9 protein-coding genes are annotated in these 24,670 nt (G+C 72.2%); 6 read left to right on the forward strand and 3 right to left on the reverse strand.

Translation table 11 applies throughout. The annotated features are described in order from the left end of the window. Window positions 1–315 precede the first annotated feature (315 nt). Together ACH4U8_RS31795 and ACH4U8_RS31800 are read left to right on the forward strand one after the other, a co-directional pair. Window positions 316–5,334, forward strand: coding sequence for an amino acid adenylation domain-containing protein (locus ACH4U8_RS31795; RefSeq protein ID WP_395781822.1), 5,019 nt, complete (start codon window positions 316–318; stop codon window positions 5,332–5,334). Continuing rightward, a complete protein-coding gene (locus tag ACH4U8_RS31800) occupies window positions 5,331–10,796 on the forward strand; it encodes an amino acid adenylation domain-containing protein (RefSeq protein ID WP_395781824.1) in 5,466 nt (1,821 codons plus the stop codon). Before ACH4U8_RS31795 ends, ACH4U8_RS31800 begins: the two co-directional genes overlap by 4 nt. Before the next feature lie 56 nt (window positions 10,797–10,852). Here ACH4U8_RS31800 and ACH4U8_RS31805 read toward each other — a convergent pair whose 3' ends face one another. After that, window positions 10,853–13,429 carry a beta-glucosidase gene (locus ACH4U8_RS31805; RefSeq protein WP_395781826.1) on the reverse strand — a complete coding sequence of 859 codons (2,577 nt, stop codon included), beginning with the start codon at window positions 13,427–13,429 and terminating at the stop codon, window positions 10,853–10,855. A gap of 61 nt (window positions 13,430–13,490) precedes the next feature. Here ACH4U8_RS31805 and ACH4U8_RS31810 point away from each other — a divergent pair, with 61 nt between their 5' ends. Further along, complete coding sequence (locus tag ACH4U8_RS31810; RefSeq protein ID WP_360322865.1) at window positions 13,491–14,144, forward strand: TetR/AcrR family transcriptional regulator; 654 nt, start codon at window positions 13,491–13,493, stop codon at window positions 14,142–14,144. Between the two features lie 7 nt (window positions 14,145–14,151). On the opposite strand, the gene ACH4U8_RS31815 is transcribed toward ACH4U8_RS31810, so the two are convergent. Together ACH4U8_RS31815 and ACH4U8_RS31820 are read right to left on the reverse strand one after the other, a co-directional pair. Beyond that, window positions 14,152–16,443 carry a hypothetical protein gene (locus ACH4U8_RS31815; RefSeq protein ID WP_395781828.1) on the reverse strand — a complete coding sequence of 764 codons (2,292 nt, stop codon included), beginning with the start codon at window positions 16,441–16,443 and terminating at the stop codon, window positions 14,152–14,154. A gap of 275 nt (window positions 16,444–16,718) precedes the next feature. Beyond that, the gene (locus ACH4U8_RS31820) at window positions 16,719–17,621 is read right to left on the reverse strand and encodes an alpha/beta fold hydrolase (RefSeq protein ID WP_395781830.1); all 903 of its coding nucleotides are present in this window, start codon (window positions 17,619–17,621) and stop codon (window positions 16,719–16,721) included. 184 nt (window positions 17,622–17,805) lie between these two features. Between ACH4U8_RS31820 and ACH4U8_RS31825 the strand changes: the two genes are divergently transcribed. The 3 genes from ACH4U8_RS31825 (at window position 17,806) to ACH4U8_RS31835 (ending at window position 24,667) form a co-directional block, all read left to right on the forward strand. Continuing rightward, the gene (locus tag ACH4U8_RS31825; RefSeq protein WP_395781832.1) at window positions 17,806–19,137 is read left to right on the forward strand and encodes a hypothetical protein; all 1,332 of its coding nucleotides are present in this window, start codon (window positions 17,806–17,808) and stop codon (window positions 19,135–19,137) included. A gap of 120 nt (window positions 19,138–19,257) precedes the next feature. Next, window positions 19,258–21,699: an MFS transporter gene (locus tag ACH4U8_RS31830; protein ID WP_360322873.1), complete on the forward strand. Its 2,442-nt coding sequence runs from the start codon at window positions 19,258–19,260 to the stop codon at window positions 21,697–21,699. Next, on the forward strand, window positions 21,692–24,667 hold the full coding sequence (locus ACH4U8_RS31835) for an ATP-binding cassette domain-containing protein (protein ID WP_395781834.1): 2,976 nt from the start codon (window positions 21,692–21,694) through the stop codon (window positions 24,665–24,667). The genes ACH4U8_RS31830 and ACH4U8_RS31835 overlap by 8 nt, the downstream gene beginning before the upstream one ends. Window positions 24,668–24,670: the final 3 nt, after the last annotated feature.

Below are 24,670 nucleotides of genomic sequence, written 5' to 3' on the forward strand. Positions count from 1 at the left end.
GCACGAGCGCATTCGGATGTATCGCCCCATGTGCGAGTAGTTCCGGTGTATCGGTCCATGTCGCCCTTGTGGTCGGGCGTGCCTGTTCGGGCTCCGCAATCCCGCGCCAAGCGCGGTACAAGCCCGACCCGGTACTTCTTGAGCCATCCGACGACGAACACCGGCCGGGCCGCCCGTGACGGCGACTTTGAGCCAACCCGAAGTAGTGAGGGGAAGATGCTAGGCACAGTCAACGCTTTCCTCCACGATCTCCCCGGGAGCACATCGTCTGCGCCGCCGACCACGAATCGGCACCAGGACACCTCAGGAGAGTCGATGAGTCCAACCGCCTTCCCCGAATCGGATCCGGCCGCATCCCTGGCCGCTCTGCTCGCTGCCCGGATCGACCACTCGCCCACGCCGATCGCCGTGATCGCCGGCGAACAACGGCTCTCCTACCGCGAGTTGGGTACTCGGGCCGACGTGATCGGGGCGCGCCTGGCGATGGCCGGGGTGACCAAGGGGGATCTGGTCGGCGTCTGCCTGCCGCGCACCCCGCACCTGCTCGCGACGCTGATCGCGGTGTTGCGTGCGGGGGCCGCGTACGTCCCGTTGGACCCCGAGTATCCGCGCGAGCGCCTGGAGTGGGTGATCGGTGACGCGCAGGCTCCCGTCGTGGTCACCGATCGCGCGCACGAGCACCTGCTTGCCGGCGCGACGGCCGACCTCGTGTACGTCGACGCCGAGCCGCCCACCGGGGTGCGGCCGGCCCGGGCGCACACCGGCCCGGACGATCTCGCCTATGTGCTCTACACGTCCGGCTCCACCGGCCGCCCCAAGGGTGTGCGGGTGACCCACCGCGGAGTCACCGCGATGTTGCGCTGGGCGGCCGACACCTACCGGCCGGACCAGGCCGAAGCGGTGCTGTTCGCCACCTCCGTGTGCTTCGACATCTCGGTCTACGAGATGTTCTTCCCGCTCGTCGTCGGCGGCACGGTGGTCCTGGTGGAGAACGTGCTCGCGCTCGCCGACGCGCCGGCCCGGGACGAGGTCACCCTGATCAACACCGTGCCCAGCGCGATGGCCGCGCTGTTACGCGGACCCGGACTGCCGCGCGGCGTGCGCACGATCAACCTGGTCGGCGAGGCGCTCTCGCGTCGGGTCGCGGACCAGGTGTACGCGTGCCCGCAGATCGAGGAGTTGTACAACCTGTACGGGCCGACCGAGGACACCGTGTACTCCACCTGGGCGCTGGTGGACCGCACCGACCGGGCCGAGCCGCTGATCGGCATACCGCTGCCGGGTACCACGGCGCACGTCCACGACGAACACGGCGCACCGGCCGGGCCCGGCGAACTCGGCGAGCTCTACCTCGCGGGCGACGGCCTGGCCCAGGGCTATCACGGCCGCCCCGACCTGACCGCCGAGCGGTTCGTCACGGTGGCGGGGGAGCGCCGATACCGTACCGGCGACCTGGTCCGCCGCAGGCCGGACGGCGTGCTGGAGTATCACGGGCGGGTGGACCACCAGGTCAAGCTGCGCGGCTTCCGCATCGAACTGGGCGAGATCGAGGCGGTGTTGACCGGCCACCCGGGCGTGCAGGCCGCCGCCGTGGTGCTGCGCGAGGACGCGGCGGGACCCTATCTGGCGGCATTCGTGCAGGGTGCCGACCCGATTCCGGAGCCCACCCCGGCCGAGTTGCGCGCGCACTGCCGGACCCGGGTCCCGACCTACATGGTGCCCGACGCGGTCGCCCTCCTGGCGGAGCTGCCGCTCACCCTCAACGGCAAGATCGACCGCAAGGCGTTGCCCGCCGCGACCCGATCCCGGTTCCGGGACACCGAGTTCGTCGCACCGCGCACGCAGACCGAGACCCGGATCACCGAGATCTTCCGCGCCGTGCTCGACGCGACCCGGATCGGCATCCACGACCCGTTCCTGGACTCGGGCGGCAACTCGCTGCTGGCGGTCGGCCTGTTGGCCCGGATCGAGCGGACCTGCGGGGTCCGGATCCCGTTGGACGCGTTCTTCGCCGCTCCCACTCCGGCCGCCGTGGCCGAGCGGGTGGACCGGGCCGAGGGGCACTCGGCCTCGACGGTCGACCCGCCGTACCGCGACGCGCACGGACCCGCGCTGGTGAGCACCGTGCAACGCGAGTTCGCGATGCACGAGTTGGTCGCGTCGGGCAGCGCGCTCTACAACGTGCCGCTGCGGATTCGGGCCACCGGCGCACTGGATGTGGCCGCGTTGGGCCGGGCCTTGGGCGAAGTGGTGCGCAGACACGAGGTGTTGCGCACCGCGTTGTCGTACCGGGCCGGTGAGCCGGTGGCCGAGATTCGCCCGCCCTACCCGGTCGAGGTGCCGGTGCTCGACCTGCCCGACGCGGACGGCGACGCGGATCGGCACGAGGCACGCCTGAACGCCCTGCTGCGTGCCGACGCGCTCCGCCCGATGGACCGGACCGAGGGCAAACTGCTGCGTGCGCTGGTCGTGCGGGTCCGCCCGGACCGGTACGAACTGCTGCTCACCGTGCACCACATCGCCGTGGACGGCTGGTCGATCGGTCTGCTGTTGCGCGACCTGGCCCGCGCCTACCAGGGACTGCCGCTTCCCGAACCGACGTTGCAATACCGCGACGTGGCCGAATGGGAGCGGCGGTACGCGGACGCCGAGGACGAGGAGGCGCGGCGCTGGGCCGGCCGACTTCGGGGCCTGGGCGTCGAACAGCACATCCCCGGCGACCGCGACCGTCCCGACCCGTTCGACCCGAGCGGAGCCCGGCTGGCCCGCAGGCTGGATCCGGAACTCCTGCGCGCCGCCGAGGAATGGGCGGCGGGCGAGGGCGCCAGCCTGTACATGACCCTGCTCGCCGCGCTCGGCACGCTCGTGCACCGCTCCACCGGTCGCACCGACCAGGCCGTACTGACCCCGTTCGCCGTCCGCCCGCATCCCGAACTGGAGGACGTGGTAGGCCCGTTGCTCAACACCGTGCCGTTGCGCTTTCGGATCGAGGGCAGCGATACGTTCCGCGAGTTGGTGCACCGGCTGCGTCCGGTGGTGCTGGACGCGCTCGATCACTGCGCGCTGCCCTATCTGGAGCAGCTCCGCTTCGCCGGTGTGGGCGGGGCGGAGACCTCGACCCCGGTGTCGCAGATTCTGCTCGCGGTCCAGAACCACCCGGGCGCGTCGGTCGAACTGCCGGACCTGAAACTGGAATTCCTGCACGAGGTGTGCAACGGCGGGGCCAAGACCGATGTGTCGATGTTCCTCGAATTCCCGTCCGACGGGCCGTTGTTGTCCGTGGAGTACCGCACCGGACGCTACGACCCGGCCTCGATCGAGACGCTGATCGACCACCTGATGGCCGTGCTGGCCGAGGCACTGGCCGCGCCGGACCGAGCGATCGCGGAGACGATCATGCTCGACCCGGCCGAGTCCGCCCGGCTGATCGAGGCGGACAATCCGGCCGCCACCGCACGTCCCGACCTGTGCCTGCCCGATCTCGTCGCGGCGCAGATCGCCCGGACCCCGCACCGAACCGCCGTCTCGGCCGACACCGGAACCCTCACCTACGCCGAACTCGACGCCACCGCACACCGATTGGCCAACGCCCTACGGGCGCACGGCGCCGAACGCGGCACCCTGGTGGCGATCGCCATGCCCCGCTCCCACCTGCTGCCCGCGGCCCTGTTGGGGGTGCTGCGTACCGGCGCCGCCTACCTGCCGATCGACACCGAACAACCGGTGGCCCGCAATCGGGCGTTGCTCGACGACGCCAAGGTCACCCTGATCGTCGCGGAGCGAGCCCACGCGGCCGGCACCCCGCTCCTGACCGATCCCGGCTACGACGTGGTCCTCGTGGACGGCCCCGAGGTCACCGGCGCCGCCGCGACGGCGCTGCCCGAACAGGCCGAGGGCGAGGACCCGGCCTACCTGATCCACACCTCCGGCTCCACCGGCCGGCCGAAGGCGGTGGTGGTACCGCACCGGGCGATCGTCAACTTCCTGCTCTCGATGGCCGATCGTCCCGGGCTCGGCGCCGCCGACACGATGGCCGCCGTCACCACGCTCACCTTCGACATCGCCGCGCTGGAACTGTGGTTGCCGCTCGTGGTCGGCGCCCGGGTCGAGATCGCCGGCCGGGACACCGCCACCGACGGGCACAGGCTCGCGGAGTGGCTCGACCGCCGCGAGGTGACGGTCTGTCAGGCCACCCCGGCCACCTGGCGCATGTTGCTCGACGCGGGCTGGACCGGTCGACCCGACCTGGTGGCGCTGTGCGGCGGGGAGGCGCTCACCGGGGACCTGGCCCGGGCCCTGCTGGACCGCTGTGGCCGGGTCTGGAACATGTACGGCCCCACCGAGACCACCGTGTGGTCGACCGTCCTGCGGGTGGACCGCACGCACGCGGTGCGGCGGGTGGTGCCGCTCGGCACGCCGATCGCCAACACCCGCGTCCACGTGCTCGACGCGGCCGGGCGGCCCGCGCCGATCAATGCCCCCGGCGAGTTGTGCATCGCCGGCGCCGGGGTCGCACTGGGCTATCTGGGCCGCGCCGAACAGACCGCCGAGCGCTTCGTCGGCGACCCGTGGGGGCCTCCCGGCGCGCTGATGTACCGGACCGGCGACCTCGCCTGCCGCCGACGCGACGGCACGCTGGAGTACCACGGCCGGGCCGACCATCAGGTCAAGCTGCGCGGCTTCCGGATCGAACTCGGCGAAGTGGAGGCCGGATTGACCGCGCTCTCGGGCGTCACCGGCGCGGTCGCGACGTTGTGGCAGGGACCGGCCGGGCCGACCCTGGTCGGCTACGTCGTCACGGACGGCGAGTTCGACGCCGTGGACCTGAGCGCGGCCCTCGGTGAACGGCTGCCCCGGCATCTGGTGCCCGGAGTGCTCGTCCCGCTCGACGCGCTGCCGCTGACCCCGGCCGGCAAGATCGACCGGGCCGCCCTGCCGGAACCTCGGCCCGGCGGCAGCGGTGCCCCGCCCCAGGGCGACTGCGAGGAGATCCTGGCCGAGATCTGGCACGAGTTGCTGGGTCCGGACCGGATCGGCCGGGACGACGGGTTCCTCGCGCTGGGCGGCAACTCACTGCTCGCGCTGCGCCTGATGGCGCTGGTGAGCGAACGCTTCGAGATCGACTTCCCGCTGCGTGTGGTCTTCGAGGCGCCGACGCTGGCCGCGATGGCCCGGCGCATCGAGGACATCCTGCTCGGCGAACTCGGCGAACTCGGCGAGCCGGACGCGTCGGGCGAGTTCGGCGACCCCGGCGCCTTCGCCGAGCCGGGGCCGTGGAGCAACCACGCCGGTCACGGCCTGGCGAACCCTTCCATCGACCGGGACAAGGAATGACCGACTCCGAGGAGATCCTGACCACCCGCCCCGAGCCCGACCCCGAGCAGGTCCGCCGCGAACTGCTCCGCCGTCGACTGGCCCGGGCCCGGGTGGCGACGCCCCGCGCCGAACCGACCCGCAGGCCCGCCGACGTGCCCACACCGCTGTCCGCGGCGCAGCGCCGGATGTGGTTCCTCGCCCAGTACGAACCCGACGGCGCCGCCTACAACATGCCGCTGGTGTTGCGCCTGTCCGGCCGACCGGACATCGCCGCGCTGGTGGCCGCGTTGACCGACGTGGTGGCCCGGCACGAGGTGTTGCGCACGGTGTATCCGAGCGTGGACGGCCATGTGTTGCCGACCGTGCACGACGTCGACCAGTTCCGGGTGTCGGTGCTCGACCTGCCGGAGCCGGAGGTGGCCGGGCTGCTCGCCGCCGAGGCCCGCCGCCCGTTCGACCTGGTCGGCGAACTACCGATCAGAGCGTCGCTGCTGTGTTCCGGCGAGCGGTACGTGCTGAGCGTGGTGTTGCACCACATCGCGGCCGACGCGTGGTCGATCGGCGTGTTGTTCCGGGACCTGGCCGCCGCGTACACCGCGCGGTGTGCCGGTCATCCGCCCGAACTCCCGCCGCTGCCGGTGCAGTACGCGGATGTCGCGTACCGGCAGCAGACCACGCTCGCGGCCGAACTCGATCGGCAGTCGGCCTGGTGGCTGGCCCGCCTGCAGGGCGCACAGACCACGGTGACGGTGCCGGTGGACCACCCGCGTCCGGCCGTCGCGGACACCCGGGGCGAGCGGATCGAGGTGGCCTTCGGGGCGGAGCGGTCGCGGCGCATTCGTGCGTTGGCCGAACGTACCGGGGGCACCACGTACATGGTGCTGTTGACGGCCTTGCAGGTGGTGTTGGGTCGATATAACGGGACTTCGGATGTGACGGTGGGGAGTCCGGTCGCCGGGCGTACGCACAGCAGCACCGACTCCCTAATAGGCTGTTTCGTCAACACTCTTGTTATGCGGACGGATGTGTCCGGTGGGGTCAGTGTGCGGGAGTTGCTGGGGCGGGTGCGGGAGCATACGTTGGCGGCTTTTGCTCGGCAGGAGTTGCCGTTCGATCGGTTGATCGATGTGCTCGGGGCGGAGCGTGAGCTTGCCTATACACCGCTGTTTCAGGTGTTGTTGAATGTGCATAATCAGGCGCCTGCGCGGCCGCTGCTGCCTGGGGTGGAGGTCGAGTGGTGTGATACGCACACCGGGGCCGCCAAGTTCGACCTGTCGGTCGCGGTGCTCGACACCGGTCCCGGCGACGAGCTGGTCGCCGACCTGATCTGGCGCAGTGTGCTCTACGAAGAGGCGACCATCCGGCGGGTGTTCGGGCACCTGACCACCGTGCTGGACGCGATGACCGCCGACCCGGATCGACCGGTGGACGAACTGCCGTTGTTGACGGCCGTCGAGGAGCGTCGGCTCGCCGGCTGGAACGACACCGCCCGGGACTGGGGCACCAAGGGCACGCTGCACGCGCTGGTCGAGGAGCAGGCCCGGCGCACCCCTGACGCACCGGCCGTACGCGGCGCGGACGGGACGCTGAGCTACGTCGAACTCGACGCGCGGGCCGAGCTGTTGGCGGGTCGCCTGCGCGGCCTCGGGGTGGGCCCGGATCGGGTCGTCGGGCTGTTCGCGGAGCGTTCGGGCGCGCTGATCGTCGGCATGCTCGGCATTCTCAAGGCCGGTGGCGCCTATCTGCCGCTGGACCCGCTGTATCCGGACGAGCGGGTGCGGGCGCTGCTGGACGCGGCCGACGCGGTCGCGGTGGTCACCACCGAGGACCTGCGGGCGCGGGCGACCGGTTCGGTGCCGGTCGTGGTGCCCGAGGCGGCCCCGGCGGGGCCGGAGCGCGCCGTCCCCGGAGCGGCGGGTGGCCCGGCCGACCCGGTCGCGGCGGCCGGGCCCGACAACCTCTGCTACGTGCTGTTCACCTCCGGGTCCACCGGCACCCCCAAGGCGGTCGCCGTCGAGCACCGCAACTACCGCAACTACCTGGCCGGTCTGCGAGAGCGGGTGGGTCCGGGGCGTACGGCCGACGGGCGGCCGTGGAACTGGGCGCTGGTGTCCACGTTCGCCGCGGACCTGGGCACCACCAACGTGTTCGGCGCGCTCACCGGCGGTGGATGTCTGCATCTGTTGACCCGGGACCAGGCCACCGATCCGGACGCGTTCGCCCGGTATCTGGGCGAGCATCGCATCGATGCGATGAAACTGGTGCCCAGTCACCTGGAGGGCCTGGCCGCGCTCGGCGATCGGCTCGCCGACGTGCTCCCGCGCGAGCTGCTGATCTGCGCGGGCGAACCGCTGCGCGCGGATCTGGTGGACCGGATCCGGGCGGCTCGGCCGGAGTTGACCCTGCACAACCACTACGGGCCGACCGAGACCACGGTGTCGATGCTCGGTGCCCCGGTGGCCGCGGTGCCGGCCGGGGCGGCGAGTGCGCCGCTGGGGCTGCCGTTCGGCAACGTCGGCGCGTACGTGCTGGACGGGCACCGGCGGTTGTTGCCGGTGGGCGTGCCGGGCGAGTTGTACGTGACCGGGGCCGGGTTGGCCCGCGGCTATCTGGGTCGGCGGGAGGCGACCGAGGAGCGCTTCGTCGAGTGGGCCGGGCGCCGCGCGTATCGCACCGGGGACCTGGTCCGGCGCCGTGCGGACGGCCTGATCGAGTTCCTCGGCCGGGCCGATCACCAGGTCAAGATTCGCGGCTTCCGGGTGGAGATCGGCGAGGTGGAGGCCGAACTGGCCGCGCAGCCCGGTGTTCGCGAGGCGATCGTGGTGGCCCGCGGCGAGGGCGCCGCGCGCAAGCTGGTCGGCTATGTGGTCGCGGAGGCGAAGGTCGCCGCGGACGGCGCGGCGATCCGGGCCGCCACCCGGGCCCGGCTGCCCGACTACATGGTGCCCTCGGCCGTGCTGGTGCTGCCCGCGCTGCCGCTGACCGGCGCGGGCAAGGTGGACCGGGCGGCGTTGCCGGAACCCGAACTCGCCCCGGCCGAGACCGGCCACGTGGAGCCGGACACGGCCACCGAGGCGGCGGTGGCCGAGGCGTTCGCCGAGGTGTTGGGCCGGACCGGGGTCGGTGCGGTGGACGACTTCTTCGCGTTGGGCGGTGACAGCTTCACCGCCGTACGCGCGGTTCGCACGATCGGCCGCGGCCTGTCCATCATCGACCTGTTCCAACAGCCCACCGTGCGCGAACTCGCCGCTCTGCTCGACGCACGCGCCGACGAACCGGACACGGGCGAGCGCCCGCGCCCGCTGCTGCACCGGCTCACCAAGGACGCCGGGCCGACCACGCTGACCCTGGTCTGCGTGCCCTACGGCGGGGGCAGCCCGATCACCTTCCAACCGCTGGCCGACGCGCTGCCCGCGGAACACCGGCTGTACGCCGTGGAGTTGCCCGGCCACGATCCCAGTCGCCCGGAGGACGAACCCGAGGCGCTGGACTCGCTCGCGGACCGGCTGACCGCGCAGATCACCGAGCGGATCAGCGGGCCGATCCTGCTCTACGGGCACTGCCTGGGCGGCGCGCTCGCGACCGCGCTGGCCGGGCGACTGGAGGCGGCGGGCGCCGAGCTGCGCGGCGTCGCGCTGGGCGGCACCTTCCCGGCGGCGCGACTGCCGGGAAGGTTCGCCGAGTGGCTGGCCCGGCGGCTGCCCGGGGACCGGTTGCTCTCCGATCGGGCCTACCTCGACTACCTGCGCGCGATGGGCGGTTTCACCGACGTCTACGACGAGGCCGAACAGCGTTTCCTGATCCGGGCGTTGCGGCACGATGTGCGGCAGGCCGAGGACTTCTACACGCGCGCCTACGGGGCCGAGCGGCCGGTGCCGGTGGCCGCGCCGATCCTGTGCGTGGTGGGCGACAAGGACCGGGCGACCCTGCTGTACGAGGAACGCTACGCCGAGTGGGAGCACTTCGGTCCACGGGTCGAGCTGGCGGTGATCCCGCGCGCCGGCCACTACTTCCTCAAACATCAGGCCGTCGAACTGGCCCGGGTGCTGGGTCGCTGGTCGGCGGGGCCGACGCCGGCGGCCGAGCGGCCGAGTCCGCGGCCGGCCTCGGCCCGGCCGGATCTGGCCACCTTCGCGAAGGTGGCGGGCGGGCAGTTCGTGTCGATGATCGGCACCGCGCTGTCCACGTTCGCGCTCGGCGTGTGGGTCTACCTACAGACGGGTTCGGCCTTCGACTTCGCGATGATCTCGGTCGCGGCGGTGTTGCCCGCGGTGTTGTTGTTGCCGATCGCGGGCGCGGTGGCGGACCGGGTGGACCGGCGGCGGATCATGATCGTCACCGATACCGTGGCCGCCGCCGCGATGTTGTCGCTCGGTGTGTTGTTGTGGACCGACCACCTGCACCTGTGGCATGTGTACGTGGTGGCGTGCGTCGGCTCGGTCTGCAACGCGTTCCAACGACCCGCCTACATCGCGGCGATCGCCCAACTGGTGCCCAAGCGCTATCTGGGTCAGGCCAACGGGCTGGCCCAACTGGGCACCGGGTCCGGCGACATGCTCGCCGCGCTGGCCGGTGGCGTGCTGGTGGCTGCGGTCGGGCTGCACGGCGTGGTGTTGTTCGACATGGCCACCTTCCTGATCGGGGTGACCGTGCTGCTGCGGGTGCGCTTCCCGGACGCCCTGTTCGAGAAGCGCGAGGAGCCGCTGCTGCGCGAAGTGGTCACCGGCTGGCGGTACATCGTGCGTCGGCGCGGACTGGTCGCGATGGTGGTGTTCTTCGTGGTGTTCAACTACCTGTTCGCGGTGGCCACCGTGCTGGTCACCCCGATGGTGCTGGCCGACGGTTCGGCGGTGACGCTGGGCGTGGTGACCGCGTTCGGCGGGGTGGGCGCGGTATTGGGCGCGCTGGTGATGGCGTTGTGGGGCGGGACGTCGCGGCGGGCCACCGGCATGATCGGCTTCACCTCGGTGGTCGGCCTGGCCGCGGTGTTCGCGGGCAGTCGGCCGGAACCGGTGTTCGTCGCGGTCGGGTTGTTCGTGTTGTGGGCGGCGCTGATGATCCTGAACTCGCACTGGATGGCCCTGATCCAGACCAAGGTCGGGATGGAGTTGCAGGGTCGGGTGTTGGCCACCAATCAGATGTTGGCGATGTCGATGATGCCGCTGGGCTTCGTGACCGCCGGCCCGCTGGCGGACAAGGTGTTCGAGCCGCTGCTGCGGTCGGACGGTGCGCTCGCCGATTCGGTGGGCGTGGTGCTGGGCACCGGGCCGGGCCGGGGCACCGGCTTGTTGCTGGTCCTGGTCGGTCTGGCGCTGGGCGTCTGGGGTCTGATCGGGTTGTCGTACCGGCCGCTGAGTCGGATGGAGGACCTGTTGCCGGACGCGATCCCGGACGTGGAGATCGGCGACAAGGACACCATCCAGGCCGAAGCCGACCGGCAGTTGGCCCGCAAGGGGGAGGCGGTCTCGCCGGTGTCCTGACCGGTTGGCGGGTGCATTGTGGGGCGGCGGACGAGCACCGCCGCCCCACACCGGGGTCAGGGTCGCAACCCCGGGCCCACCTCCAGCTTCGCCGTCAGCGGCAGCTCGGCGCTGGAGCCGCCGATCCGCAGGGTGTAGCCGCCGGGCTCGGTCTCGCGGCGGCCGGATTCCGCCGACCAGTGCTCGAAGGCACGTGCCGGGATGGTGAGTTCGACGGTCACCTCGGCGCCGGCCGGTGCGCTCGCCCAGGTATGGCCGGCCAGCCACAGCACGGGGCGCTCCACCATGCCGTCGGCGCGGCTCAGGTATGCCTGGACCAGGTGCCGGCCCGGACGTGGGCCGGTGTTGCGGATCCGTACCCGGGCCACGAAGTCGGCGCCGGAGGCGACCGTTTCCACCCAGACGTGTTCCCACGTCGTCCAGCCCAGGCCGTGACCGAACGGGTAGGCCGGGGTCACGCCCGCCCGCAGCCAGCCGCGATAGCCGATGTGGATGCCCTCGGCGTAGTCGAGCCGGCCCGCGACCGGCGTGGTGGACAACACCGCCGGATCGTCCTCGTGCGCGGGCCAGGTCATCGGCAGCCGCCCGCCGGGCTCGCGGTGCCCGAGCAGTACGTCCGCCAGCGCCGCGCCGAACTCCTGGCCGGGGAACCAGGAGACCAGGATCGCCGCGACGTCCGCCCGCCACGGCAACAACACCGGCGAGCCGCTGTTGACCACCACCACCGTGTTCGGGTTGACCGCCGCGACCCGGCGGATCAACTCGTCCTGCCGACCGGGCAGGGACAGGTGCGAGCGGTCACGGCCCTCGCTGTCGCTCTCCTCGGTGCTGCCCACCACGACGACCGCGACCTCGGCCTGCGCCGCCAGGGCGACCGCGTGGTCGAGTTCGGCGTCCTCGTGCACCACCGGCCGGTCCACACCCAGGACGAACCCGGTGCCGGGACGCTCCGCCGCGAAGTCGTGGCGCAGGTGCAGCTCGACCTCCCGATCGGCGGCCAGGTCCAGCACGGCCCATCGCTCGGGTGGGGTGAGGATGCCGCCGAGCGGGTCCTCGGTCACCAGGTCGTCGTCCACGAGCGGGACACCGTCCGCGAGCAGCCGGAACCGGCCCACGCCGGCCACCCCGATCCGGTGCGGCCCGTCGACGCGAGCTCGGAGCACGCCGACCGCCTCGATCGCGACGGCCCGCGCGACGATCGGGTCGTCCAGCCACAACAGCCGTCCACCACCGCGCAGTTCCTCGTGCAGCAGCTCGCCGTCGGGGCCGATGAAGCGCACCCACAGGCCGGGCTCGCCGGTCTTGGGGTCGTGCACGTCGGCGCCGGTGACCGCGGGCAGCCGGTGCCGGATGCGCGCGCCGACGGCGTGGGTGACCTCCACGTCGGGCCCCAGCGCCGCCCGCAGCCCGGCGAGCGGGCTGATCGCGTACGGCGGGATCACCGTCGCGCTGCCCCCGCCCTGGATCCGGGCGACCTCGGCATTGGGACCGAGCACCGCGACCCGGCGCAGCGTATCGGGGGTCAGGGGCAGCGCCGTCCCGGTGTCGCGCAACAACACCATGCCCGCCGCGGCGGCCTCGCGCAGCAGCGCGGCGGCATCCGGCGCCGGTCGCGGGGGCGGGGGCGGCACGAGGGCGCCCAGCGCGCCGACGCGGGCCGCGAGCAGCAGCAGTCGGCGCACCTTGCGCTCGATCGCCTCCGCCGGCACCAGGCCCGCGCGCACCGCGGCCACCAGCGCCGCGCCCCACGGCTGGTCCGGTCCCGGTCCCGGCATCGCCAGGTCCAGTTCGGCCCGCCCGGCACCCTCGGTGGAGCGGGTCGCGAACCAGTCCGAGACGACCAGTCCGTCGAAGCCCCACTCGGTGCGCAACGGCGTCTCCAGCAACGGACTTTCCGTCATCGTGACGCCGTCCACGCTGTTGTACGCGGCCATCAGCGCCCAGACCCCGCCCGCCCGCACGATCTCCTCGAACGGGGCGAGGTGAACCTCGTGCAGCGCGCGCTCGGACATCCGCACGTCGACCGAATACCGTTCGGTCTCCGAGTCGTTCGCGGTGTAGTGCTTGACGGTGGCCGCGACACCGCCGGCCTGGATGCCGCGGACCAGCGCCGCGCCGACCCGACCGGACAGGAGCGGTTCCTCCGAGTAGCACTCGAAGTGCCGGCCGGCGTACGGGCTGCGCTGAAGGTTGACGGTCGGGCCGAGTACGACGTCGACCTGCTTGCGGCGGGCCTCGATCGCGAGCAGCGCGCCGAGCCGCTCGACCAGACTTTCGTCCCACGAGGCGGCGAGCGCGGTCGGACAGGGCAACGACGCGGACGGCTCGCGCTCGTCGAAGCGCTCACCCCGCACGCCCGCCGGGCCGTCGCACAGCACCATCTCGCGCAGTTCGATGGCGGGTTCGGCGGCGGTTCGCCAGAATCCGGACCCGGTGAGCAGGCGGACCCTGGCTTCGAGATCGAGGCGGGCCAGGGCCGCCTCGACGAGTTCGAGGGTGTGGGCGTCCGGCGCCCCGGGTTGGTGCGGGGGTGGGGGTATGCGGGTGGTTTCGAGCGGCTCGAAGGCGCCGGACGCCTCTTCGGCCGAGGACGGGGGAAGGGTGCGGTCATCATGACCGTTGGCCTGCGACACGCGGGGCACACTACATTCAATACATTCCAGGTGGAATGCTTTCACGAGGGGAGCCGAACGGATGTCGGATCGCACGGGGGCACGCGGCCCGTACGCGCGCGGTGTCGCACGGCGGCAGGAAATCGTGCACGCGGCGCTGGAGGTGTTCGCCACGCGCGGCTACGACGCGGTCTCGCTGCGCGAGATCGCCGCCCAGGTGGGCCTGTCCCATACCGGCCTGCGGCACCACTTCGCGTCCAAGGAAGAGCTGCTCACCGCGGTACTGCGCTACAAGGACGAGCTGACGCTGACCCCGGACGAGCAGGTGGACGTCTCCGGCATCGCCTGGGTGCGGGCCAGCCGGGACGTGGTCGCGCTCAACGCCCGGCAACCACTGCTGATCCGGCTGTTCGCGACGTTGTCCGTGCAGGCCACCGACCCCGCGCATCCGGCCCACACGTACTTCGTCGAGCGCTACCGGATCGCGCGCGAGATCGCCGCCGGGCACCTCGCGCGGGCCCGGGACGACGGCGACATCGCCGCCGACGTGGACGCCGAGCACTGCGCCGAGCTGATGCTGGCCGCGATGGACGGCCTCCAGGTGCAGTGGCTGCTCGAACCCGACCGGGTGGACATGGTGGCCGCGTACGGACAGTTCCTGGATCGTTTCCTCGCCGTGCTCGCCGTTCCGCTGCCCTCGGGACAGCGGAACGGCGAAGCGGCGAACGGAAGCTGAGCCTGCGTCAGCCCGCCCGGCCGATCTCGTGCCGGCCGGCGGGGTAGGACCGGCCGGCGTGCACGAACGGCACCGGGCTGTGCACGTTCAGCAGCGTCGGCGTCACCGTCACCTCGATGAGACCCGCCGGGCAGGGCACCGCGCCCGAGGCCCGGCTCAACTCGCCGAGTGCGGGCTCGATCCGGGCCACCGCGAAGCCCGGTTCGGCCGGCTCGACCCCGAGCACGCGCGTCATCAGGTCGCGGGTGGGCGTCGAGGACCAACCATGGCTGATCGTGCCGCCGTACCAGGTCTCGCTCCACGAGGTCTCGCTGCGGGCGAGCAGCGCCGCCCAGTCCAGACACAGGCCGGCGATCAGGTCGGCCCGGCCCGCTCGGGCCAGCGCGTCGTGCACCACGTAGCGGAAGAACGGCTGGGCGCGCACCACCGCGCGACCGGTGTCCCACCACGGCTTCGGCGGCCCGGCCCGCAGGTGCGCCCCGCCGACCTCGGTGTTCGAGCCGGGCTCGGCGGGGCCGTCCGGAGCGCTGAACGCGGCGTGTACCAGGTTCTCTTCGGCGGTGAGCACGGTCACCAGGCGCTCGATCCGCTCGGCCGGCACCAGGCCGCCCACGATCGCCGCCGCCTGGCCGTGCTGGGAGGCCATCGGGCGGCGCTCGCCGTCCGCGATCGAGTCCGCGTAGCGCTCCCGCTCGGGATCCCACAGCCGCTCGAAGCCGAGCACGAGCCGGGCATGCGCGGCCCGTGCCCAGTCCGCCCGGTTTCGATCGCCGAGCCAGTCGGCCAGTTCGGCGAACTCCAGCAGGGCCCGACCCCACAGCCCGCACAGCGCCGCCGAGACGCCCTCGGTGTGCACGGCCGACCAGTCGATGATCACCCAGCCGAAGACGTCGGTGGGCAGGCCGGTGTCGTCCAGGAACGGCACGAACCAGCGCAGCACCCGCTCGGCCACCGGGAGCAACTCGGCGATCTCCTCGCGATCGCCGACGTAGCGGTACAGGTTCCACACCGAGTGCACCCAGTGCAGCGCCCAGTCCGGGATCACCGTGAAGTCGGCCCACTCGGCGTCGCCGGCCACCGCCATCGGCAACATCCCGTCCGAGCGCGGCGACGCGGCCAGCCGGGGATGCCAGCGGGCCAGCCGCCAGTCGGAGTTGGTGGTCAGGTCGACCATCTGGTGCACCACCGCGTCGCCGGTCCAGGCCCGCTGCTCGCGGGTGGGGCAGTCGACGTAGGCGTCCGCCGAGCACAGCGTCACGGTGCGGCGTCCGACCCGCCAGATCTGTTCCAGGCGCGGATCCGAGCAGGCGAACCACGCGTCGCCGGTGACCGGGTAGGTGCGTTCGCGGACCGCCACGCGATGCACGGTGACGCCGTCCGGGGCCTCGACCAGGACGCCGCGCAGGCCGTAGGAGTCGAACGACTCCAGGGCGCGACGGGTGCCGTCGACGGTCACCGCCAGGCTCGCGTCGTGCTCGCCGGGCGCGGGCCGCCCGTTCGGGTCGACGAACTCGGCGGTGCGAACCAGGACCTCGGCGCCGGCCGGGCCGTGCGCGTCGACGACCACGGTGCCGGAGAGCACCTGCTCCGCCGTGTAGGCGCCGGCCGGGCCCGGGGTCAGCACCGTCTCGCGTGGTTGCGGCCAGGTGATCGGCCGGCCGCCGAACGGGCCGCCGGGGTAGCTGGGCGGCTCGGGCCGACCCGGCTCGCCGGTGGTCATCGCGCGCCGCAGCACCGCCGCCGGCCAACCGGGATCGTGGTCGGGGTGTTGCCAATCGGCGGGCAGCGCACGGGCGTCCAGCAGCTCGCGACCGCGCCCGGAGATGGTGCCGCCGCCGGGGGTCGCGGTCCACCCGGCCAGGACCCGGGCCTGCCAGTGCTCGCCGGTGACGAACCACGCGTCCGGGCCGAGCCGGGCCTCGAGCACGAACGCGCCGTGCACCAGGTCGTTGGCGAACGGCGACGGCGGCAACCACCACGGATTGGGCCCGTCGTAGACCCAGGCCAGCGCGGTCACCACGTTGGTGCCCGGGCGCAGGTGGGCGGCCAGATCGAGATCGTCGTACGGCCGCAGGCGCGGATTCGCGCGCACCGGCCCGCGGGCCACCTCGACCCCGTTCACGGCCAGCGTGTACCCGGACAACGCGACCACGCGCGTGGGCACCCGCTCGGGCACCCGGTCGAGATCGAGCACGGCCCGCAACGCGACGGTATGCCGCCCCTGCGCGCCACCCGCCGCGTCGGCCCAGATCCACCGGGCCCGCCATCGGCCGGGCGGAAAGTCGGTACTGACGATCACGCGATCATTCCTTCGTGTCGAACTGAAAATTCCGGCCACCGAACCAGGCGCCGAAACCGGACGAAATCCGGCCGGGCCGATGCCGACGCCGAACCACGTACCGAAGCCGGGCGAAAGGCCCGGACCATCCGGCAGCAATATGGAGTAGATGCATCCAAGTCGGGCAATCCGTGGCCCGGCCGGCGTTCGGGTCACCTCGGCCGAAGGCCGGGTCCGCTCGGCCGGTTCGGCGCTTGAGCACACAACCGCCCGGCGATTGCCGGCAACCCGCCCGGCTACCGGGCCAGGTGCTCGCGGACCGCCGCCAACCACGCTTGCGGCCGCTCGGTCTGCGGACTGTGCTTGGCCCCCGCGACGACCCGAAGCTCCGCGCCCCGGATGCCCGCGGCGAACTGCTCCGCCGCGCCCCGCAGTCGCCGATCGTGTTCGCCGACGACGACGGTGACCGGGCAGGAGATCTCGGCCAGCCGGCCGACCAGCGACGGATACGCGCCCAGCGCCTGTGCGCACCCGACGAACGCGGCCGGGTCCATCCCGGTGATCGCGCGCGTCTGCCGCTCGCGGCGGGCCAGGTCCTCTGCCGTGGCCCCCGCCGGAGGGCGGGAGAACGGCTTGAGCAAGGTCAGCAGTGGCGCCAGGCCGAACCTGCCGACCACCGCGTTCATGCCCCCGGAGAGCACCCGAAGCAGCGGCGTGGAGGTGGGCTCGGCGGCGGTGTCCATCAGCACGAGCGAGCGCACCCGGTCCGGATGGGCCAGCGTGTACCGCAGCGCCAGCACGCCGCCCATCGAGTGCCCGAGCAGATCGATCGGCTCGGGCAACACCCGCTCGACGAACCCCTCCAGGTCGGCGGAGAGGTGATCGAAGGTGTAGGCGGCTCGGTCGGCGAACTTGGTGCTGTCACCGTGTCCGCGATGGTCGTAGGCCAGGACCCGGCGATCCCGCGCCAGCAGTGGCGCGACACCGTCCCAGTCGGCCAGGCTGCCGGCGAATCCGTGCAGCAGGAGCAGCGGTGCCGGGCCCGGCTCGGGCGCGGCGGAGGGCAGGTCGCAGTAGCGCAGATCCGCCCCGGAAAAGGGGGGTCGAGGGGTGTCGGAGTGATGCGATTCGGCCTCGCCGCGGGTACCGCCGGCGAGGAGTCGGGATGATGCCGTCCACGAAAGCCTTCCATCTGGCATGTATTCGATGTTAGCGTCCCGCCGTCGTGATGTGACACACAAATCCCCCCGGATTCCTCGGGGCCAAGGCCCCCCGGCCGCCATTCCCACCCCGGATCCGCTACCGGACGTCGGCACTCCCGACGCTCTCGGCGACCGAACCACCCGTGATCCACTGCTTCCTTCGAAGGACAGGTGAGCCCCTGTGTTGCTCCGAGGAGACGGACCCGCTCCGGCGCGACGTATCGCAATAGGCGTCCTGCTCGCCACCTTCGGCCTGACCGCTTCGGTCGGCTGTTCGGTCGAGAAGAAATCGGACGACAAGAAGCCCGCCGGCCCGGCCGCGGCCCCGAGCGGCCCCGCCCGCGGCGTCACCGACACCACCGTCAAGCTCGGCGTCGCCGCCACCGACCCGGCTCAGCTCAAGGCCTTCGGCGTGCCCAGCGAGGGCCCGGCGAGCAAGGACCTGTACGCCGCCTGGACCGCCGCGCAGAACAAGCGCGGCGGCGTCCAGGGGCGCACCATCGAACTCGCCTTCCGCCCGTTCCTGCCCACCGGCCCGGCCGAGGCGCAGGCCGCGTGCGTGGAGCTGAGCGAGGACAAGAAGGTGTTCCTGGCCATCGGCATCCTCACCGGGGACACCCCGCTGTGCTTCACCGAGACGCACGGCACGCCGTACCTGGGCCAGTGGGGCCAGTCCGCCGAGCGGGACCGCCGCTCCAAGGCGCCGTTCGTCGCGCTGGAGATGGCCGACGACCGGCAACGGGCCGCCGCCGTTCAGGCATTGCTCGACCAGAAGTTGCTCCAGGGCAAGAAGGTCGCGCTGTACTGGGAGGCGCAGGACGCGGCGGTGACCAAGAACACCGTCAAACCGCTGCTGGACGCGGCCGGCGTCGACGTCGTCGTGCAGACCCCGCTCGACGACTACGGCACCGACCAGGCCGCCGGTGACCAGGCGTTGGACACGCTGGTGCAGAAGATGCGCTCGGCCGGCGCCGACACGATCCTCAACACGTCCAACTTCTCCAACCTGATGATCGCGCTGCAACGCGCGAACTGGCTGCCCGAGCAGGTCTACGCGACCTCGGCGCAGGCGCTGAGCCCGGCGGTGGTCAAGACCACCGGGATCAAGCCCGCGACGATGCAGAAGGTGACGGTGGCCGCGCCGTACATCCCGACCAAGGCGGAACTGCTCGCCGATCCGGCGGTCACGGCGTGCGTGGACGAGTACAACGCCGGCGGCGGCGAGCGCTTCGACGCCCCGGCGGCGAGCCGGGAGGCGCTGAGCGCGGTGGCCAACTCGTGCGCCTCGTTCCGGTTGTTCGTCCAGGCCGCCGACGCCGCCGGTCGCGACCTCACGGCCGCGTCCTGGCAGCGTGGCGCCGAGTCGCTGACCAAGCTCTCGCTGCCCGGCATGCCGCTCGCCTCGCTCGCCCCCGGCAAGCACAGCGCCGGCGACGCGGTGGGTGTGTACCGCTGGGACACGACGCAGAACCAGATGCTCCCGGCGGGACCGCCGATCTCCGCCGCGAAGTGACGGCAACCGGCTCACTCGACACCACGTGAGGGCAGCCGACCCACCCGACACCACGTGACGGCAGCCGACTCACACGACACGAAGTGACGGCACGCGAACCACAAGAAAGGCCGATCACCTATGGACGGCGGCACCGCCGCACCTCAGCGGGACGACACCGCGGGCGAGCCGGGCAACCTGGCGGACCTCGCCGGCGCGATCCTGGACGAATCACCGCGGCCGGCCGGGCGCACCTCGCGCCGCGGCCGGACGTCGCCGCCGGCCACACCCGGCCCGACCACCGTCGCCGACACCGCCGTCCCCGGTGTCGGCGACGGAGCCCGCCCGGCGGCCGGGAAACCGGCCGCCGAGCAATCGACCCTGCGTCAGGGGCTGCGCCGGGGCGGCACGTCCGTGTTCACGGTGCTGCTGATCCTGACCGCGCTCGACGAACTCGAAGGCGCCGCGCTCGCGGTGCTTGCCCCCGACATCCGGGACAGCCTGGGCGTGGGCAACGGCACCATCGTCTTCCTCGGCGTCGCCGCGGGCGCGTTCACCGTGCTCGGCGCGGTGCCGATGGGCTGGATCGCGGACCGCTGCCGGCGTGGTCCGGTGATCGGCATCTCCACCGCGTTCTTCGCCGTGATGGTGTTCCTGTCCGGCTTCGCGACGAACGCGTTCATGTTCTTCTGGACCCGGTTCGGCGCGGGTGTGGCCAAGTCCAACAGCGGTCCCGTGCAGGGGTCGTTGTTGGCCGACACCTATCCGATCGGGATCCGCGGCCGACTCGGCGCCTCGATCGGCGTGTCCGGCCGGCTCTGTGCGGTGCTCAGCCCGCTGGTGGTCGGCGGCATCGCGGCGGCGGTCGGCGGACCGGACGGCTGGCGCTGGGCGTACTACCTGCTCGGCCTGCCGGTGGTGATCTTCGCCGCGTTCGCCTTCTTCCTGCCCGAACCCCCGCGCGGGCAATGGGAGAAGAAGGACACGCTCGGCGAGGTGATCGAGGACGAGAACCCGCCGCCGATCTCGATCGAGGCGGCGTTCGCCCGGCTGGGCCGGATCCGCACGCTCAAGACGGTGATCCTCGCGTTCGCCGCGATGGGCTTCGGCCTGTTCACCACACCGGTGTTGGGCAACCTGTTCCTGGAACAGGAATACGGCCTGGACGCGTTCGACCGGGGCCTGGTGGGCACCGCCGGCGGTATCGGCGGACTCGTGGTGCTGCCGTTCATCGGCCGCTACTACGACCGGCGCTTCCGCGAGGACCCGGCGCAGGCGTTGCGGCTGATCGGGTTGTTGATCGTGCCCTCGGCGTTGTTCGCGCCGCTTCAGTACTTCTCGCCCAACGCGGTGCTCTACACCGTCTTCGGGGTGCCGCAGATCGTGCTGCTGTCCTGTGCGTTCGCGCTGATGGGACCGCTGATGCAGACGATCGTGCCGTATCGACTGCGCGGCCTGGGCACCGCGATGGCGTCCATCTACGTGTTCTTCATCGGCGCCACCGGCGGCGGCCTGGTCTCCGCGCCGCTGATCGACAGCTTCGGCCCGCGCACCGCGGTGCTGATCACGCTGGTGCCGACCACCGTGATCGGCGGCCTGCTGATCATGCGCGGTGCCGGCTACGTGCGCGACGACCTCGCGCTGATCGAGGCGGAACTGCACGAGGAATACCAGGAGCACGAGCGCCGGCAGGCCCGACCGGATCAGGTCCCGGTGCTCCAGCTCAACCACGTGGACTTCTCCTACGGTCAGGTCCAGGTGCTGTTCGACGTCGGTTTCGAGGTACGCCGCGGCGAGGTGTTGGCCCTGCTCGGCACCAACGGTGCGGGCAAATCGACCATCCTGCGCACGATCGCGGGCCTGGCCACGCCCGAACGCGGGGTGATCCGGCTGGGTGGCCGTACGGTCACCTTCGTCGCCCCCGAGCAGCGGGTCCGGCTGGGCATCGTGTCGTTGGCGGGCGGTGCGGGCGTGTTCCCCGGGATGAGCGTGCGGGAGAACCTGGAGATGGGCGCGTACATCCACCGCGCCGATCCCGAGCAGGTGCGGACCCGGATCGAGCGTTCGCTGGGGCTGTTCCCGCAGTTGGTCGAACGGGCCGACGAGCCGGCCTCGGCCCTGTCCGGTGGGCAGCAGCAGATGTTGGCGCTGGCCATGGCGATGTTGCACGACCCCGAGGTGCTGCTGATCGACGAACTCTCGCTCGGCCTGGCGCCGGCGATGGTGGCCGAACTGCTCGCGGTGATCGAGCGGTTGAAGGCCGAGGGCCTCGCGATGATCGTGGTCGAGCAGTCGCTGAACGTGGCGATGTCGATCGCGGATCGGGCGATCTTCCTGGAGAAGGGCCGGATCCGGTTCGAGGGGGCGGCGGCCGACCTGGCCGAACGCGACTTCGTCCGGGCGGTGTTCCTGGGCGGCGACGCGGAGGCCGGTGACCCGGACGGGGCCGCCGGCGGCGGTGCGGTCGTGGAACCGGCCGATCCGGCCGATCCCATCGACCCGACGGGCCCCATCGATCCGACCGACCCCGCCGATTCGGCAGACCCCACGGATTCGGCCGGAAAGGTTGCCGACCATGGCTGACCTGATGACTCGCCAGATCGCCTTCGACGGCCTGGTCAACGGCCTCGCGATCGGCCTGATCGCGCTGGGCATCGTGCTGGTGTACCGGTCCAGCCGGGTGATCAACTTCGCGGTCGGCAACCTCGGGGTGATCGGCGCGGCGCTGCTGCCGCTCGCGGTGATCAACTACGGTGTGCCGTTCTGGGCGGCGCTGATCGGCGCCCTCCTGGTCGGCACGCTCGCCGGCACCATCGTCGAACTCGCGGTGATCCGCCGGTTGTTCCACTCGGCCCGGGTGACCGTACTGATCGCCACCATCGGCGTCGCGCAGGCCTGCGTGGCGGCGGTGCGCGCGCTGCCCGACGTGGACGGCGCGGTCCGCGCGAGCTACCCGGTGGCGATCACCGAACAGTGGGAGATCGCCGGAGTCCGGGTGACCGGCGCCCAGGTCTGTGTCCTGGTCGTGGTCCCGCTCGTGGCCGGCGCGCTGACCTGGTTCCTCGGCCGCACCACCCAGGGCCGCGCGGTCACCGCGTCCGCCGAGAACCCCAACCTGGCCCGTACGGTCGGGATCAGCCCCAAGATCGTGTCCACCGTGGTCTGGACCCTGGCCGGCCTGCTCTCCACCCTCGCGATGATCCTGATCGCCGGCCAGTCCGGCCGGGTCTCCGCCACCGCCGACCTGGGCCCGAACACGATGGTCCGGGCGATGGCCGCCGCGGTCATCGCGGGTCTGACCTCGTTCCGCTGGTCGATGCTGGCCGGGGTGGTGATCGGAGTGCTCCAGGCGGCCGTTCGATTCAACTTCGTCGAACAGACCGGTCTGGTCGACTTCCTGCTGCTGTGTGCGGTGGTCACCGCGGTGTGGGTGCGCGCCCGGCGCGACGCCCGTACGGACGGTCGCGGCGACGTGCGCGCCTTCGCCACCGGCCCGCGCCCGGCCCCGATCCCGGAACGACTGCGCGGCGTGTGGTGGATCCGGCACCTGAACCGACTCGCCCTGGTGATACCGCTCCTGGTCGCGGTGCTGCTGCCGCTGGTGGTCACCCAGGCATCGCGACACCTGCTCTACGGCACCATCCTGGCGTTCGCGATCTGCGCCTGCTCGCTCACCGTGCTCACCGGCTGGGCCGGCCAACTCTCGCTCGGCCAGATGGCGTTCGCCGGTCTGGGCGCGCTGACCACGGCCGCGCTCACCCGGGGCCTCTCGATCGACATCGGCGCAGACCGCACGATCGCCTTCCAGGCCCTGCCGTTCGCGCTCTCCGCGCTGATCGCCGCACTGGTCACGGCCGCGCTGGCGGCGATCGTCGGCGCCGGCGCGCTGCGGGTGGACGGCATGCTGCTCGCGGTCAGCACCTTCGCACTCGGCGTCGCGGCGGCCGGCTACCTCTATCGGCGGCCGTTCCTCACCGACGGCAACGCGTCCTCGGTGCCGCTGCCCCGAGGGGACCTGTTCGGCCTCGACCTGTCCGACGAACGCACCTACTACTACGTGCTGTTGGTCGTGTTGATCGTGGTGCTGGCGCTGATCGCCCGGCTGCGCGCACACGGCACCGGGCGGCGCACCATCGCGGTCCGCGACAACCCGGAGGCGGCCGCCGCCTGTACCGTCGCGCCGCTGCGCACCAAGGTCACCGCGTTCGCGCTGTCCGGGGCGATCGCCGGCCTCGGCGGCGCGCTGCTCGCGGGCAGCGTGCAGAGCGTGCCGCTGACCGAACGGTTCTTCCAGGTCTCGGATTCGCTGACCCTGGTCGCGATCGTGGTGATCGGCGGCCTGGGTTCCACCGTCGGCCCGGTGATCGGGTCGGTGTGGGTGGTCGGACTGCCCGCCTTCTTCCCCGGCAACTCGCTCGTGCCGATCTTCGCCTCCAGCATCGGACTGCTGGTCCTGCTGCTGTACTTCCCGGGCGGACTGACCCAGATCGCGAACGCGGCACGCGCGGCGCTGCTGCGCTGGGCCGAAGGGCGGTTGCCGGCGGAGCCCGAGCCGTCGACGCCTGCGCCGAAACCGGAACGTCCTCTACGAGTTCGCGAGCGCACCGAGACACCGACGGCCTCGGCCGACGCTCCGGTACTGCGCACCCGCGAGGTGTCGGTGCGCTACGGCGGCAACACGGCGGTGGACTCCGTGTCGATCCAGGTGCGCCCCGGCGAGATCCTCGGCCTGATCGGCACCAACGGCGCGGGCAAGTCCACCCTGCTCAACGCGATCGGCGGATTCGCACCGGCCACCGGCACCGTCGAACTGCTCGGACAGGACGTCTCGCGCCTGGCCCCGGCCAAGCGAGCCGCCCTCGGCCTGGGGCGCACCTTCCAGGCGGCCCGCCTGTTCCCCGAACTCACGGTGCGGGAGACGGTGTTGGTCGCACTGGAGGCGCGCCGTCGGTCCGGTCTGCTGTCCACCGCGCTGCTCCTGCCCGCCGCCACGCGCGCCGAACGCCACCGCCGGACCGAGGCCGCCGACCTGATCGACCTGGTCGGCCTGGGCCGCTACGCGGACACCCCCGTCGCGCAACTGTCCACCGGCACCCGGCGGATCGTCGAACTGGCCAACCTGATCGCACTGGACGCGCGGGTGTTGTGCCTGGACGAGCCGACCGCCGGTGTCGCACAACGCGAGACCGAGGCCCTGGGTCCGCTGTTGTTGCGGCTGCGCCGGGAACTGGACGCCGCGATGATCGTGATCGAGCACGACATGCCGTTCATGATGTCGATCAGCGACCGGCTGTACTGCCTGGGCGCCGGGCGGGTGATCAGCGAGGGCACACCGGAACAGGTGCGCACCGACCCGGCCGTGATCGCCGGCTACCTCGGCACCGACACCCGCGCGATCGACCGGTCGGGTGCGGCCACGGCGGCCGTCCGCGACACCCAAACGTCATCCGGGGCCGAGTCCGGCTCCGGCTCCGGCCCGGGCTCCGGGGGCGACCCCGAGTCCGCCCCCGCCCGCTCGCACCCCATGCCCGACCCCGTGATGGAGAGCTGACCC

The sequence above is a fragment of the Embleya sp. NPDC020886 genome, from assembly GCF_044333915.1.
GTDB lineage: Bacteria > Actinomycetota > Actinomycetes > Streptomycetales > Streptomycetaceae > Embleya.

Coding starts and splice junctions, on each gene's coding strand:
- ACH4U8_RS31830 (WP_360322873.1), top strand. CDS start 19,258: ATGGACGGCGGCACCGCCGCACCTCAGCGGGACGACACCGCGGGCGAG.
- ACH4U8_RS31835 (WP_395781834.1), top strand. CDS start 21,692: ATGGCTGACCTGATGACTCGCCAGATCGCCTTCGACGGCCTGGTCAAC.
- ACH4U8_RS31800 (WP_395781824.1), top strand. CDS start 5,331: ATGACCGACTCCGAGGAGATCCTGACCACCCGCCCCGAGCCCGACCCC.
- ACH4U8_RS31810 (WP_360322865.1), top strand. CDS start 13,491: ATGTCGGATCGCACGGGGGCACGCGGCCCGTACGCGCGCGGTGTCGCA.
- ACH4U8_RS31795 (WP_395781822.1), top strand. CDS start 316: ATGAGTCCAACCGCCTTCCCCGAATCGGATCCGGCCGCATCCCTGGCC.
- ACH4U8_RS31820 (WP_395781830.1), bottom strand. CDS start 17,621: ATGCCAGATGGAAGGCTTTCGTGGACGGCATCATCCCGACTCCTCGCC.